Source organism: Nioella sp. MMSF_3534, assembly GCF_030732985.1.
Classification (GTDB): Bacteria; Pseudomonadota; Alphaproteobacteria; order Rhodobacterales; family Rhodobacteraceae; genus Nioella.
In genome coordinates, this window is record NZ_JASHJX010000026.1 from 19,525 (window position 1) to 34,035 (window position 14,511).

15 protein-coding genes and 1 tRNA gene are annotated in these 14,511 nt (G+C 64.4%); 11 read left to right on the forward strand and 5 right to left on the reverse strand.

Annotated features, from left to right (window positions below; translation table 11 throughout):
- Positions 1 to 65: 65 nt before the first annotated feature.
- Both RBB16_RS12115 and RBB16_RS12120 read left to right on the forward strand, forming a co-directional pair.
- Entirely contained in the window at positions 66 to 1,214 is a 1,149-nt protein-coding gene (locus RBB16_RS12115) for an acyl-CoA dehydrogenase family protein (protein WP_306046417.1), read from the forward strand.
- Positions 1,215 to 1,393: 179 nt separating this feature from the next.
- The gene (locus tag RBB16_RS12120) at positions 1,394 to 1,993 is read left to right on the forward strand and encodes a response regulator transcription factor (protein WP_306046418.1); all 600 of its coding nucleotides are present in this window, start codon (positions 1,394 to 1,396) and stop codon (positions 1,991 to 1,993) included.
- Between the two features lie 245 nt (positions 1,994 to 2,238).
- On the opposite strand, the gene RBB16_RS12125 is transcribed toward RBB16_RS12120, so the two are convergent.
- The 3 genes from RBB16_RS12125 to RBB16_RS12135 all read right to left on the reverse strand — a co-directional run bounded on the left by RBB16_RS12125 (position 2,239) and on the right by RBB16_RS12135 (position 3,723).
- Positions 2,239 to 2,325, reverse strand: a tRNA-Leu gene (locus tag RBB16_RS12125).
- Between the two features lie 151 nt (positions 2,326 to 2,476).
- Complete coding sequence (locus RBB16_RS12130) at positions 2,477 to 3,070, reverse strand: peptidoglycan-binding domain-containing protein (protein WP_071690691.1); 594 nt, start codon at positions 3,068 to 3,070, stop codon at positions 2,477 to 2,479.
- A gap of 158 nt (positions 3,071 to 3,228) precedes the next feature.
- Complete coding sequence (locus RBB16_RS12135; protein WP_306046419.1) at positions 3,229 to 3,723, reverse strand: DUF2306 domain-containing protein; 495 nt, start codon at positions 3,721 to 3,723, stop codon at positions 3,229 to 3,231.
- A gap of 100 nt (positions 3,724 to 3,823) precedes the next feature.
- Between RBB16_RS12135 and RBB16_RS12140 the strand changes: the two genes are divergently transcribed.
- The 6 genes from RBB16_RS12140 (at position 3,824) to RBB16_RS12165 (ending at position 8,950) form a co-directional block, all read left to right on the forward strand.
- Positions 3,824 to 4,597 carry a LytTR family DNA-binding domain-containing protein gene (locus RBB16_RS12140; RefSeq protein WP_306046420.1) on the forward strand — a complete coding sequence of 258 codons (774 nt, stop codon included), beginning with the start codon at positions 3,824 to 3,826 and terminating at the stop codon, positions 4,595 to 4,597.
- 3 nt (positions 4,598 to 4,600) lie between these two features.
- Positions 4,601 to 5,281 (forward strand): lipoyl(octanoyl) transferase LipB, encoded by a 681-nt coding sequence (lipB, locus tag RBB16_RS12145; RefSeq protein ID WP_306046421.1) that lies wholly within the window; start codon positions 4,601 to 4,603, stop codon positions 5,279 to 5,281.
- Positions 5,282 to 5,391: 110 nt separating this feature from the next.
- Complete coding sequence (locus RBB16_RS12150; RefSeq protein ID WP_306046422.1) at positions 5,392 to 6,063, forward strand: hypothetical protein; 672 nt, start codon at positions 5,392 to 5,394, stop codon at positions 6,061 to 6,063.
- 241 nt (positions 6,064 to 6,304) lie between these two features.
- Positions 6,305 to 6,529, forward strand: a complete 225-nt coding sequence (locus RBB16_RS12155) for a hypothetical protein (protein ID WP_306046423.1) — start codon at positions 6,305 to 6,307, stop codon at positions 6,527 to 6,529.
- Between the two features lie 215 nt (positions 6,530 to 6,744).
- Positions 6,745 to 8,418, forward strand: a complete 1,674-nt coding sequence (gene ctaD / locus RBB16_RS12160; protein ID WP_071690685.1) for a cytochrome c oxidase subunit I — start codon at positions 6,745 to 6,747, stop codon at positions 8,416 to 8,418.
- 4 nt (positions 8,419 to 8,422) lie between these two features.
- Positions 8,423 to 8,950: a DUF2244 domain-containing protein gene (locus tag RBB16_RS12165; protein ID WP_306046424.1), complete on the forward strand. Its 528-nt coding sequence runs from the start codon at positions 8,423 to 8,425 to the stop codon at positions 8,948 to 8,950.
- A gap of 354 nt (positions 8,951 to 9,304) precedes the next feature.
- On the opposite strand, the gene RBB16_RS12170 is transcribed toward RBB16_RS12165, so the two are convergent.
- Entirely contained in the window at positions 9,305 to 9,763 is a 459-nt protein-coding gene (locus RBB16_RS12170) for a GatB/YqeY domain-containing protein (protein WP_306046425.1), read from the reverse strand.
- Positions 9,764 to 9,916: 153 nt separating this feature from the next.
- Here RBB16_RS12170 and carA point away from each other — a divergent pair, with 153 nt between their 5' ends.
- Together carA and RBB16_RS12180 are read left to right on the forward strand one after the other, a co-directional pair.
- Positions 9,917 to 11,071, forward strand: a complete 1,155-nt coding sequence (carA, locus tag RBB16_RS12175; RefSeq protein WP_306046426.1) for a glutamine-hydrolyzing carbamoyl-phosphate synthase small subunit — start codon at positions 9,917 to 9,919, stop codon at positions 11,069 to 11,071.
- Between the two features lie 71 nt (positions 11,072 to 11,142).
- Entirely contained in the window at positions 11,143 to 13,113 is a 1,971-nt protein-coding gene (locus RBB16_RS12180) for a glycosyltransferase family 2 protein (RefSeq protein WP_306046427.1), read from the forward strand.
- Here RBB16_RS12180 and RBB16_RS12185 read toward each other — a convergent pair.
- Positions 13,059 to 13,700 carry a GntR family transcriptional regulator gene (locus RBB16_RS12185; protein WP_306046428.1) on the reverse strand — a complete coding sequence of 214 codons (642 nt, stop codon included), beginning with the start codon at positions 13,698 to 13,700 and terminating at the stop codon, positions 13,059 to 13,061. The genes RBB16_RS12180 and RBB16_RS12185 overlap by 55 nt on opposite strands.
- An 87-nt stretch (positions 13,701 to 13,787) precedes the next feature.
- Between RBB16_RS12185 and RBB16_RS12190 the strand changes: the two genes are divergently transcribed.
- Entirely contained in the window at positions 13,788 to 14,435 is a 648-nt protein-coding gene (locus RBB16_RS12190) for a pyrimidine 5'-nucleotidase (protein WP_306046429.1), read from the forward strand.
- Positions 14,436 to 14,511 lie beyond the last annotated feature (76 nt).

Consider the following 14,511-nt stretch of genomic DNA (forward strand, 5'->3'; position numbering starts at 1 on the left):
CGTTACGTCGTGCTTGCCATTTGGCCCGTGCCTGCGCCAGCCTGCGTCCCGAGGGAGGACACGCCATGACCAACGCCCTGTTTCTGGAACCGGAACACGAGCTGCTGCGAGACCAGATCCGCCGCTTCGTGACCGAAGAGATTCACCCCCATGCCGAGGCCTGGGAAGAGGCGGGGATGGTCCCGCGAGAGGTTCTGACCCGGATGGGTGAACTGGGGTTCTTCGGCATCCGCTACCCCGCGGCCTATGGCGGGGCCGAGATGGACACCCGCGCCACCGCGGTCTGGGCAGAGGAACTGGGCCGGTCCACCTTTTCCGGCGTCGCGATCACCGCGCTTGTGCATACCGACATGGCCTCGGTCCACCTGTTCAACGCAGGCACCGACGCGCAGCGCGACCGCTGGATGCCGGGGATCGTCTCGGGCCAGACCATCACCGCCGTGGCCGTCACCGAACCGGGGGCCGGGTCGGATGTGAAGGGCATCGCCACGCGCGCCAGCCGCAAGGGCAACGACTCCTTCGTTCTGAACGGGGCCAAGACCTTCATCACCAACGGCGTGCATGCCGATATCTACTGTGTCGCTGCCAAGACCGATCCGAACGCCCCACCCTCGCGCGGGGTGACCATGTTCCTGGTGGAAAAGGGCACGCCCGGCTTCACCGTCGCCCGGCAGCTCGACAAGCACGGCTGGCGCAGTTCGGACACCGCCGAGCTGCACTTCGACAACTGCGAGATTCCGGCCGACAACATCCTGGGCGAAGAAGGCCGGGGATTCTACGCGATCATGCAGAATTTCCAGAACGAACGCATCGTCATCGGCGCCATGGCCATGGGAGAGGCGCAGGCGGCGATTGATCTGACGCTGGACCATGTGAAGACCCGCCAGGCCTTCGGTGCACCCCTGTGGGAGAAGCAGGCGATCCGGCAGCGGCTGGCGATGTTGCAGGCCGAAGTGACCGCCGCCCGCCACCTGATCTACGCCACCGCCATGCGTGATGCGACGGGCGAAGAGGTGGTCAAGGAAGTCTCCATGATCAAGGCGCTCTGCGGCGATCTGGTGAACCGGGTCATGCATGACTGCCTGCAATTCCACGGCGGCACCGGCTTCATGCGCGGCACCGTGATCGAACGGATGACCCGCGACGCCCGCGTGCAGGCCATAGGCGGCGGCGCGACCGAGGTGATGCTGGAGGAAGTCGCCAAACGCATGTGAGCCATGGTGGCGTGACAGGCCTCGCATCCGGTCCAAGCCTGCCGTTTCCCCTCATCGGGCCGGCGGGTGAGCGAGCGCCGCCCCGGTCAGCGGTGAGAGGCAGACAGGGCGAAACCGCTATTCCATCCGCTCAGGCAATCCGCTACCATCGACACCGGGCAGTCATGGAAAGGAAAGAAATGCGCATTCTTCTTGCGGATGATCACGACCTTGTTCGCGACACGATCAGCCTGTTCCTGAAATCCGAAGGGGTTGACGAGGTGGCGACCGCAGAGAATCTGGACGACGCCATTGCCGCAGCCCGCAACGGCGAATTCGACCTGGCCCTTCTGGATTACAAGATGCCCGGCATGAACGGGCTGGACGGAATCGCCCAGATGAAAGCCGCCATGAACGGCGGCCCGGTCGCGGTTCTGTCAGGCATGGCGACCCCCGCCATTGCGCAAAGCGCCATCGAGGCCGGAGCCATCGGATTCGTTCCCAAGACCATGAGCGCCAAGGCCATGATCGGCGCGATCCGCCTGATGGTCCTGGGTGAGGTGTTCATGCCTGTCTCGTTCCAGCAGCAGGCCGGCAGCGCCAATGAGGCCAATCTGACCACCCGGGAAACCGAGGTTCTGCGGGCGCTGTGCGACGCCAAATCGAACAAGGAAATCGCCCGCGAACTGAACCTTCAGGAAGTCACGATCAAGCTGCATGTGAAAACCCTGTGCCGCAAGCTTGATGCCCGCAATCGCACCCAGGCGGCCATGATCGCCCGCGATCGGCAATTGGTCTAGGTCACCGGCGGTTGCCCGTTCCGGTGTGGCTCCATGCACCGGACCCACACCCGGCCATGACAGGTTCAGCGGCACATCCCGTTTCAATTCGGTTCGCAACGGATCGGACAAACCGAACCGTCCATGTCAGTGGTATCGCAGCGCCACCCGCATCGGGACCGTTGCCAAAGGATGAAGCTTCATCCTGTGCTCAATAGCGATCCGCATCTTTTTGGATTTGTCAGAAGTCACATCAGGATGTGACATGGTGCGGTCGAGAAGACTCGAACTTCCACGGGAGTTACCCCACAGCGACCTCAACGCTGCGCGTCTACCAATTCCGCCACGACCGCACGTGATCAGGTAGTGCGCGGCTGTTTAGCCGAGGGTCGCGGGGATGCGCAAGGGGGATTCGTCACCTCTTTTCACTTCCGCGCGGGGGCCATGCAAAAAGGCCGTCCAACGGGTGGACGGCCTTGGGAAATCGGCGGGATCGGACCCCGATTACTTGTTCGACGACGCCGGCTGCGGTGCGGGGACGATGACGGTCTGGGCCGGGGGCTGCGCGACCACCTGCGGTGCGGGCTGCTGCGGCTGTGCAGGCACCACGACGACCTGCGGCTGCTGAGGGGCGACCTGGGCGTTGCGATAGGCGATCAGCAGGGGCTGACCGACAAGACCGGTCTGCGCGGACCCGCCGTTGATGGCCCAGTAATAGGCCTGCATCAGCTGGTCATACTGGTAGGTGGCATATTCGCGACCGTTGACGGGGTAGCCCATCACCAGCTGATACCGCTCGATCGCCTGGCGGGTGCCGTTGCCGATCTGGCCATCGACGGCACCGGCCTGGAAGCCGAAATAGTTCAGTGCGGTCTGGGTGTCGCGGCCCATCTGCGTGGCCGGGATGCCCCCGCCGCCGCCGCCGCTTGTGGTTCCGCGGTTGCCACCGCCGTTATTGCCATTGGCAATGGCGGCGCCGATCAGGCCGCCGATGATCAGGCCACCCACGACATCGCCTGCGTCGGCGCGGGCTTCCTGGGCGGGAACGGCAGCAAGAGCGACGGCAAATGTCGCGGCAGTCAGGGATTTGATAATCATGGCATCCTCCAATTCGGTGTCTCAGCTGTTGGTCGCAACTTAGCACGTTTCGGTTCAATCCAAAGTCCGAAAACCTTTACTATTTGGGGTAAACCGCCTCCAATAAAGCGTATTGACCCCGCGCATCCGCACCGGATCGCCTGCTGACCATCCCCCCCTCAGGCGTGATTCGCCCCGGCCGCGCGGCGCATCCACCAGACTGCGCCCCCCGCCAGCACGGCCAGCGCCACGACGGCGGCGAAGCCGTCCCAGCCCGCACCGTCCAGCACGATCCGGTTGGTCAGTCGTCCTGGCAGGAAGTTCAGCAATCCCGCCGCCGCCAACCCCCATGACATATTGGTCATCGCCGCCCGGTGGCCGCGCAGATCCTTTCGGATCGCCGCCCAGACCCCCGTCACCAGCCCGAAGATCGTCAGCACGGACAGCAGGTGGATCGGGCTGAACGGGCCGACCACACCGAACCCCGTGATCCAGAAAGAGCTGATCGCCGTCACCGCCATCGCCAGAACCCAGCCATAGCCCGCCAGCCTGTGCAGCCGGTCGCGGCGCGGCCGCCACAGCACCAGCGGCGTCAGCAGCAGGGCGGGCACGGCACCGGCAACATGGATCTGCACCGCGATCGGTGCATTGAAAAGCGGGGCGAAACTTGTCATGTCAGACCTCTTGATTGTCTTTTGGAATGCGATGCACCGGCTGTGCCACGGCCCGGCGCGGAACCGACAGGGACGATGCGTAAACAGAAAGGCCGCATTCGTGAGTGACGGGCCCTTGCAATCCGCGAAGCGTGAATGGCACGCGATCCTGTCCAGCCGGCCGACGCTGGTGATCATCGCCGCCGTGGGCATCGTGGCAGGACTCGCGGGACCGTTCGGCACTTTGGAACATCTTACGCCTCTGCCTAGGCTGACCTACTGGCTGGGGCTGTGCTTCGTCACCTATGTGACCGGCTCGATCCTCGTCACCATGCTGACCGCAGGCGGTTTGGGGCAGCTTCTGCCGCGCGCTCCGGCGGTTTTGCTGGCCGGGGCTCTGGCGGGGCTTGCCATCACGCTGGAGGTCGCGCTGCTCAACTGGGCTGTCTTCGGGCTGGCCCCGACCGCGCCGCGCTATGTTGCGGGGCTGGCGCTTAACGGAATCCTCATCGCCATGGTCATCGCGGGGGTGGCGCTTTATCTCGGCCCGTCCACGCCCGATGCCCCCACCAACCGGCTCCCCTCCCTTCTCGACCGCTTGCCGCTGGACAAGCGCGGGGCGCTGATCTCGCTTTCTGTGCAGGATCACTATGTCGAGATCGTCACCACCAGGGGGCGAGACCTGCTGCTCATGCGCCTGTCGGATGCCATCCGCGAGACCGATCCCACACCGGGGCTTCAGGTGCACCGGTCGCATTGGGTGTCGCTCGCCCAGGTCCGCTCGGTCCGGCGTGACGGCGCGCGCGCGGTCTTGACGATGTCGGACGGACGCGACATTCCCGTAAGCCGGTCCAACATCGCGGCCGTGAAGGAGGCCGGGCTTCTGCCCGGATAGCATATGGTAGACTGGATCCGCTCGGACGAACTGGTGCCCTATGATCAGGCCGTGGCCTGGATGGAGGACCGCGCCGCCGCCATCGCGCGGGGCGAGGCGGACGAGGCGATCTGGCTGCTGGAACACCCGCCGCTCTATACCGCAGGCACCTCCGCCAAGCCCGCCGACCTGACCGACCCCGACCGTTTCCCGGTCTATGATACCAAGCGCGGCGGCCAGTACACCTATCATGGGCCGGGTCAGCGGGTGGCCTATGTGCTGCTCGACGTGGCGGCGCGCGGTCATGACGTGCGGGCCTTCGTGCAGCAGATGGAGGATTGGGTCATCGCCACGCTGGCCGAATTCAACCTGACGGGCGAAAAGCGCGAGGGCCGTGTCGGTGTCTGGGTCGCGCGGCCCGACAAACCCGCCCTGCCCGATGGCACGCCCCGCGAAGACAAGATCGCGGCGCTTGGCGTGCGGCTGACCAAATGGGTCAGCTATCATGGCCTGTCGATCAACGTGGAACCGGATCTGTCCCATTTCGACGGCATCGTTCCCTGCGGCATCACCGGGCACGGGGTGACATCGCTGGTCGATCTGGGTCTGCCGGTGACGCTGGACGATGTGGATGTGGCGTTGGAAAAGACCTTCGGGCAGATCTTCGGCACCGCCCCGGTCGCGCGGCGAAGCCCGCCGGCCTGATCGGGCATCTCAGGAATACCTTTGGCCGGTCTCGTTTCCTCCCGGCTCATGCCACAGTTTTCGAACAATTTGACCGGAAGTGTTTTTGAATTCCGGTTGAGGAGGACGTCATGTCCACTGACAAAACTGAGATACAGCGATTTCTCCGCGATGAATCCGGCGCGGTTACCGTTGACTGGGTGGTGCTGACCGGCGGACTGGTCGGGCTCGGCCTTGCGACAACGGCGGTCATTTCCGTGGGGGTCGAATACCAGGCCGAAGAAATCGCCGATCTGTCCGGCCAGAGCATCACCGGGCTGCACCGGTGGGGTCAGAACCGGCTGGCAAACGGCTCGTTCGAGGATATCGAGGGCATGATCGCCGCCGGTTGGGGGTTCTATTCGGCAGGCGCGATGAACGGCTGGTCGCTTCTGGACGATCCGCGCGCCGAAGTGGTCTGGAGCGGCTATCACGGCGTCACGGCGACCGATGGAGGCTACATGCTCGATCTCGATGCCAGTCCGGGGAACATGAGCCTCGGACAGGTCATGACCGACGCCGTGGACGGCCAGGTCTATACCGTGTCCTTCGATGCCGCCGATCCGCGCATGAACAATGGCGTGGAGGTCTACTGGGGCGGCGAACTGGTCGGCACCGCCAATCCGCAGGGCACGTCCATGAGCAGCTATGAATTCGAGATCACCGGCGGGTCCGGCGACGGCTCGAACCTGTTGATGATCCAGGGCACCGGCCCCGAGGACAATGTCGGCGCCTATATCGACAATGTCAGCGTCGAAAGCTGACCCCATGAAACGAACCGTTTCCGATATGCCGCGCGATCTGCCATGTTTTGGCCCGATTTCCACAGCAAACTGGAACAATACCGGGTCACCCTGTTGCCGATGCGACCGGGCTGGAACGGTATGGACCGCGCCCGAGGGAACGAGAAGCGCGGCCAGTAACGCCAGGTCCGGCTGTATTGCGTGAGCCGGGCAACCTGTATCGAGTAGTACGCCCATTTCGGGCAACCAGAAGGAAAGTGTCGTGCCACAAGCAACCGACCACGAACGGAACGACCGGATCGAAGCCTCCGTCATGATGGCGGCGCTGGCCACGCTCGGGCTGCTGGTCGCCCTTGCTGTCTCGACCTCGATTTCGGACGTGTCCGGCCTTCACGCCGAAGCGCCGCAGGACGGCCCCGATCCGGCCCGCCAGATCACCGGAATCGAAGAAACCGACAGCGAAGTTCAGGGCAGCGAACTGAACTGACCTATCCGGCAGATCGCACAACGCCCGGTTGCGATTGATCCGAATTCCGCCTCCACCAGCGCTCTATAGGCGAATCCTGAGGCATTTTTTCCCACCCTGACGCCGCCAAACACGTTGCGAACCCCCCACCTGCAAACTAGAACATCCGACAGGGAATAGGGCGCGTGGGGCCAGACAGTCTTGGTCTGCGTGCTTCTTTGGAACAGGAGACGTCCATGGCTGATGCTGCCATTTCGGGACATGACCACGAAAAGCCGGGGTTCTTTACCCGCTGGTTCATGTCCACCAACCACAAGGATATCGGTATCCTTTATCTGTTCACCGCGGGCTTCGTCGGCCTTCTGTCGGTGATCTTCACGGTCTACATGCGCATGGAGCTGATGCATCCCGGCGTTCAGTACATGTGTGCCGAAGGCGCCCGCTTCCTTGGCGGGATCGGTGCCGAAGAATGCTCCCCGAACGGTCACCTCTGGAACGTGATGATCACCTATCACGGCGTCCTGATGATGTTCTTCGTGGTCATCCCCGCGCTGTTTGGCGGTTTCGGCAACTACTTCATGCCGCTGATGATCGGCGCGCCGGACATGGCGTTCCCGCGCCTGAACAACCTCAGCTACTGGATGTATGTGGCCGGTGTGTCGCTCGGCGTCGCCTCGATGCTGGCCCCCGGTGGCAACGGTCAGATGGGCTCGGGTGTGGGCTGGGTGCTTTATGCGCCGCTGTCCACGCTTGAAGCGGGCACCTCGATGGACTTCGCGATCTTCGCGGTCCACGTCTCGGGCGCCTCGTCGATCCTTGGCGCGATCAACATCATCACCACGTTCCTGAACATGCGTGCGCCGGGCATGACCCTGCACAAGACGCCCCTGTTCCCCTGGTCGATCTTCGTCACCGCATGGCTGATCCTGCTGTCTCTGCCGGTTCTGGCCGGCGCCATCACCATGCTGCTGACCGACCGCAACTTCGGCACCGGTTTCTTCAACCCGGCCGAGGGCGGTGACCCGATCCTGTACCAGCACCTGCTGTGGTTCTTCGGCCACCCGGAAGTGTACATGATCATCGTTCCCGGCTTCGGCATCATCAGCCACATCATCGCGACCTTCTCCAAGAAGCCGGTCTTCGGCTACCTGCCGATGGTCTACGCGATGGTCGCCATTGGCGCGCTTGGCTTCGTCGTGTGGGCGCACCACATGTACACGGTCGGCATGACGCTGAACCAGCAGGCCTATTTCATGGTCGCCACGATGGTCATCGCGGTGCCGACGGGCGTGAAGATCTTCAGCTGGATCGCAACCATGTGGCAGGGCTCGATCGAGTTCAAGACGCCCATGCTGTTTGCCATCGGCTTCATCTTCATCTTCACCGTGGGCGGCGTGACCGGCATCGTGCTGTCTCAGGCCGGTCTCGACCGCGCCTATCATGACACCTACTACGTGGTTGCGCACTTCCACTACGTGATGTCGCTTGGCGCCGTGTTCTGCATCTTCGCAGGCGTCTACTACTGGATCGGCAAGATGTCCGGCCGCCAGTATTCGGAGTTCTGGGGCAAGGTGCATTTCTGGCTGTTCTTCATCGGTGCCAACATCACCTTCTTCCCGCAGCACTTCCTTGGCGTCCAGGGCATGCCGCGCCGCTATATCGACTACCCCGAGGCCTATGCCTACTGGAACTACATCTCGTCGATCGGTGCCTTCATCTCCTTCGCCTCGTTCCTGCTGTTCATCGGCATCGTGTTCTACACGCTGATGGCAGGCCGTCGCGTGACCGAGGACAACTACTGGGGCGAATACGCGGATACGCTGGAATGGACCCTTCCCAGCCCGCCGCCGGAGCACACTTTCGAAGAGCTTCCGACCCAGGACATGTGGGACAAGCAACCGCACCACTGATCTGATGCCGGTTGACATAACCCGATACGAAGGGGCTCCGGATCATTCCGGGGCCCTTTTCAATGGCGGCGAGGGCCAGCCCCGGCTGCGCCTTGTCGCGCGCCCGCATAAATCGCTGACGCCCGGCGGCTTCGTCTGGTTCATCGGCGCAACCGCCGTGCTGCTGGCGCTGCCGCTGCTGGCGGCTTTCGGGTCGCCGGTCCTGTGGGGTTTGCTGCCCTTCGTCGGGGGCGCGATCTGGGCGATCTGGTGGGGGCTGAAACGGTCCTGGCGCGACATGGACCTGCATGAGGAACTGCTGATCTGGGACGACCATGTGCGCCTGACCCACGTGGCCCCGCGCAAAGCCGATCAGGTCTGGGAGGCGAACCCCTACTGGGTGCAGGTCCGCCTGATCCCGCAAGGGGGCCGGGTGCCCGACTACGTGACCCTGAAGGGCGAGGGCCGCGAAGTCGAGATCGGCGCGTTTCTGGCCGCCGAGGAACGGGTGGAACTGTACCACCTGTTACTGCGCGAAATGAGGCCCGGTTGATCCGGCCCGCCCGTTAACCCGATCTTCATGCCGATCTGTCATTGTGGCCAGCGGTTAACCACATCCCAAGCGTGGCTTCGTCTGCCCGCTGCCGCCAGATACGGCCCCTGACAACGGCCAAGGTGGATCACAGCAGGCTCAAGGACATGTCCGATAGACACCAAATGCCCCGCGCCGGAACGCGGCGCCGCATTCCATTTGCCTGCCCTCAGGCCTCCGCGCCCCGACACAGGTGTTTCCCCAAAGAGACCGCGTCCCCCCTGCCCGGCCCAAGCCGGTCCCGCAGCGGATCGCGCATGAAAAAAACGGCCCTTCCCGAAGGAAAGGCCGCCCGATCCGTCGCCGCAAGGCGTCTTACCCCAGCATGTCCCGCACCTTGGGGCCGACCGATCCGAAATCCATCTGGCCGGTATATTTGCTTTTCAGTGCGCCCATGACCTTGCCCATGTCGCGGATGCTTTCTGCCCCTGTGGACGCAATCGCGTCCGCAATCGCCTTGGCCACTTCCTCATCCGACAATTGGCGGGGCAGGAACTCCTCCAGGATCACGATCTCCTCGCGCTCCTTCTCGGCCAGCTCCAGCCGCCCGCCTTCCTCATAGGCCCGCGCGCTTTCCTGGCGCTGCTTGACCATCTTGCCGAGAATCGCCAGCACATCGGCCTCGCCCACACCCTCGGATTCGCCCTTGCCGCGCGCGGCGATGTCCTGATCCTTGATCGCGGCATTGATCAGCCGCAGGGTCGACACCCGCGCGCTGTTCTTCTCGCGCATCGCGGCCTTCATTTCGGTCGTGATCCGTTCCCTCAGTGACATAGGTCCCATCCCCAACTGATTGCAGAATCCTTGTGCAACAGTGCCCGACAATAGGCGAATGCACCCGCAGCAACAAGGCTCTCGCAGCCGCTTGACCCCAGGGGGCCTTCCCCTTAGGTTGCCGCGAATTTCACGCCAGCACCGGAGTCGCCCATGACCGCCCGCCCCACCGCCTGCCTCGTTCTCGCTGATGGGACCGTGTTCTATGGCCGAGGCTTCGGCGCAACCGGCCAGACCGTGGCTGAACTGTGCTTCAACACCGCGATGACCGGCTACCAGGAGATCATGACCGACCCCTCCTATGCGGGCCAGATCGTGACCTTCACTTTCCCCCATATCGGCAATACCGGCGTCAACACCGAAGACGACGAAACCGCCGAGCCCGTGGCCGCCGGCATGGTCGTCAAGTGGGACCCGACGGAGCCCTCGAACTGGCGCGCGCAGCAGGAACTGACCGGCTGGCTTACCGCCAAGGGCCGGATCTGCATCGGCGGTATCGACACCCGCCGCCTGACCCGCGCAATCCGCCAGCAGGGCGCGCCGCATGTGGCGCTGGCCCATGACCCGGAGGGCAAGTTCGACCTGGAGGCGCTGGTTGCCGCCGCCCGCGGGTTCGCCGGGCTGGAAGGGCTGGACCTCGCCAAGGACGTCACCTGCGCGCAAAGCTACAAATGGGATGAAAAACGGTGGGCCTGGCCCGAGGGCTACACCAAGCGCGAGGAACCCGGTTTCAAGGTCGTGGCCGTCGATTATGGCGCCAAGCGCAACATCCTGCGCTGCCTCGCCTCCGCCGGGTGCGACGTGACCGTCCTGCCTGCCACGGCGACGGCAGAGGAGGTGCTGGCCCACCAGCCCGACGGCGTGTTCCTGTCCAATGGCCCCGGCGATCCGGCGGCGACCGGCATCTATGCGGTGCCGATGATCAAGGAGGTCCTGAAGGCCGATCTGCCAGTCTTCGGCATCTGTCTTGGCCACCAGATGCTGGCACTGGCGCTTGGGGCCAAGACCGTCAAGATGAACCACGGCCACCACGGCGCCAACCATCCGGTGAAGGATCTGGAAACCGGCAAGGTCGAGATCACCTCGATGAACCACGGTTTCACGGTCGACAGCCAGACCCTGCCCGCAGGCGTGAAGGAAACCCATGTCTCGCTCTTTGACGGCTCGAACTGCGGTATCCGCATGACCGACAAGCCGGTCTTCTCGGTGCAGTATCACCCCGAAGCCAGCCCCGGCCCGCAGGACAGCTATTACCTGTTCGAACGCTTCGCCGCCGCGATGCAGGCGCGCAAGACCGAGACGGTTTAACCATTTATTAGGATTATCAGCCTCCTAATGATCCCCGGCCCGAAACGGTCGGGGATTTTTGGTATGAGCGGATGACTCAGGCGGTTCGACAGGCGTACAGCCCCCAGGGCACGGCAAAGCTGCGCGTTGTTCCTGACGCCCGCCCTCCCCTGCGCAAACCCCGACTGGCCCAACTGCTGTTCGACCGGGGGGCCATCACCGCCGAACAGATGCACAGGGCCCTTGTCAGCCAGCGCCACCGCGACCTGCCGATCGGGGAAATCCTCGTCACCCAGGGTGCCATTTCCGAGGCACAGCTTCTGGACGCGCTCGCCGAACAAAGCGGCACAAAGCTGCTGCCAGAGGATCATCCGCCCCCGGATCCGGCGCTGGCGGGACTGCTGCCGGCGGGGCTGGCCATTCGGCTCAACGCCGTGCCCCTGCGCCGCGCCGGATCGGCACTTGTGATCATGACAAACCGCCCCGACCGGGCCGATGAAATTCGCGCCGCGCTGTCGGATCATGACGGCCCCGTGTTGCTGGCCCTCGCCAGCCGCGAGCGGATGCAGATTGCCCTGACCGGTGTCTATGGAAACGAACTGGCCCGCATCGCCGAGGCGCGCACCCCCGGTCCCTACAGCTGCCGTGACTGGGACGCGCCGCGCGCCTTTCGTCGCTGGCTGGCGGTGCTGCTGGCGGTCTGTGGCGCGCTGCTGCTGGCCCCCGGCGCGGTGGTGGCGGGGCTGTGCGCGCTTGGCGTGTTGATTGCGGCCGTCAACGCGATGCTGAAATGGCTGGCCCTGCATGGCATCGACCTGCCGCCTCAGGTCCGGCAGGTCGATCACGCCCCGCCGATCCACCCGTCTTCCGCGCTGCCCGTGGTGACGATCCTGCTGCCGCTGTTCAATGAGCCCGACATCGCCGGGCATCTGATCCGCCGGGTCAGCCGGCTGGACTATCCCCGCGAATTGCTCGACGTGATCCTGCTGATCGAGGAGGAAGACGCGACCACCCGCAATGCCCTCACCCGCGCCGAGCTGCCCTTCTGGATGCGCGCCGTGATCGTGCCGCCGGGCCAGCCCCGCACCAAGCCTCGGGCGATGAACTATGGCCTCAACTTCGCGCGCGGGTCCATCGTGGGAGTCTATGACGCCGAGGATGCGCCAGAGCCCGACCAGATCCGCAAGGTTGCGCAACGCTTCCTTGAGGTGCCGCCGGATGTGGCCTGCCTGCAAGGGCAGCTCGACTACTACAACCCCCATCACAACTGGCTCAGCCGCTGTTTCACTCTGGAATATGCCACCTGGTTCCGGCTGTTGCTACCCGGCGTCTCGCGGCTTGGCCTCTTCGTGCCGCTTGGCGGAACGACGCTGTTCTTCCGCCGGTCATTGCTAGAGGAAATGGGCGCGTGGGACGCCCATAACGTGACCGAGGATGCGGATCTGGGCCTCAGGCTCACCCGGCAGGGCTACCGGACCGAGATCATCGAGACCACCACCTATGAGGAGGCCAACGCCGCCGTTCTGCCCTGGGTCAAGCAGCGCTCACGCTGGCTCAAGGGTTACGCGATGACCTGGGCCACCCATATGCGCGACCCGGTGCAGCTGTGGCGCGACCTTGGCGCGCGGCGGTTCCTCGGGCTACAGGCGCAGCTACTGGGGACGGTCCTGGGCTTCTCGCTGGCGCCGGTGCTGTGGACGCTGGTGGTCAAGGTCGCAGGCCTGCCGCACCCGCTGGACGCCTACCTGACCACGCAGGGCTATCTGGGCCTCGCCTTCTTCTTCGTGGCCTGCCAGATGCTGACCTTCTACGCCGCCTGGCGCGCCGCCGCCCTGCCCCGCCACCGCAAGCTCCGGCTCTGGATCCCGATACTGGATGTCTACTTCCTGCTGGCCTCAGCCGCCACGCTTCTGGGGCTGGCAGAGCTGCTGGTCAAACCGTTTCACTGGCGCAAGACGGCCCATGGGCGGTTTTCTCAGGGCGGGCAGGCCACCGACCTGATGCAGGGTCAGACCTTGCCGGCCTCTTCCTTCAGCCGCACCTCGAACGCCGTCGACAGGTGATCCTTCAGCATCCGCGCCGCGCGGTCCCCGTCACGCTCGGCAATGGCGCGCACAATCGCATCATGCTCATCGAGCGCCACCGGCCCGCGCCCCTCTGCCGCCAGGGATGTGGTCGCCATCAGCGCCATGGACCGGTGCACGAGGTCAAGCTGCTGCACCAGGTACTTATTGTGAGAGGCCAGGTGAATCTGCTTGTGAAACCGCCGGTTGGCGCGGCTGAGCGCCGCCGGATCATCCAGAAGCGCATGGTCCGCTGCCACCATCTCCTGCAGCACCTTGATCTCTTCGGCCGCCGCATGCTGCGCCGCCAGCCGGGCCGCCAGCCCCTCCAGCTCCGCCCGCACGATATAGAGCTGCGCCATCTGGTCATGATCGAGCGAGGCCACGATCAGGCTGCGCCCGTCGCGGGTCAGCAACCCTTGCGTTTCCAGCCGCTGCAACGCCTCGCGGATTGGGGTGCGGCTGACCCCGAACCGCTCCGCCAGTTCCGATTCCACCAGCCGCGAGCCGGGCCGATAGGTGCCCTCGTCGATGGCTTTCAGGATCAGATCATAGGCGTCTTTTTGCGGCGCTTTGGGACTGGCCATTGGTTTCCCCCCGGTTTTCTGGCAAGGCTAGGACCGCCCCGGTCCAAGCGCAAGCCTTTCGGGGCGCGGCAAAAAAGGACGCAGCCCATGCCCCGCGCGCATTTCGAGCATGTCACGACCTGGGTCTTCGACCTCGACCATACGCTCTACCCGCCGGACATGGCGCTCTTTGACCAGATCAATGTCAAGATGACCGCCTATGTGATGGAGGCGCTCGGCGTGGACCGGGAGGAAGCCGACCGCCTGCGCTATCGCTATTGGCGCGATCACGGGACGACGCTGGCGGGGCTGATGGATATTCACGGCGTCGATCCCGGCCCCTACCTGCACGAGGTCCACCAGATCGACTTTTCGGTGCTGCGCCCCGACCCCGATCTTGCCGCCCGCATCCGCGCCCTGCCCGGACGGCGCATCATCTATACCAACGGCACCGCGCCCTACGCGGAACAGGTGATCGCCGCGCGCGGGCTGTCGGGGCTGTTCGACGCGATATATGGCGTGGAACATGCGGGCCTGCGTCCCAAACCGGAACGCCGGGCCTTCAAGACGGTCTTCGCGACAGACGGGCTCGATCCCACCCGCGCGGCGATGTTCGAGGATGACGTGCGCAACCTCGCCGCCCCGCATGAGATGGGGTTGCGCACAGTTCATGTGGCCCCGGACCCGGAGCCTGCGGACCATATTCACCACCACACCGATGACCTGACGGAGTTTCTGTCGCGCCTGACCGATTGAAACTGCAAAGAGACAGGAACGGGTCCAGAAATACCTTAGCGAAAAGCATTGGCGGGTAGATCGGCGACAGCCCGTC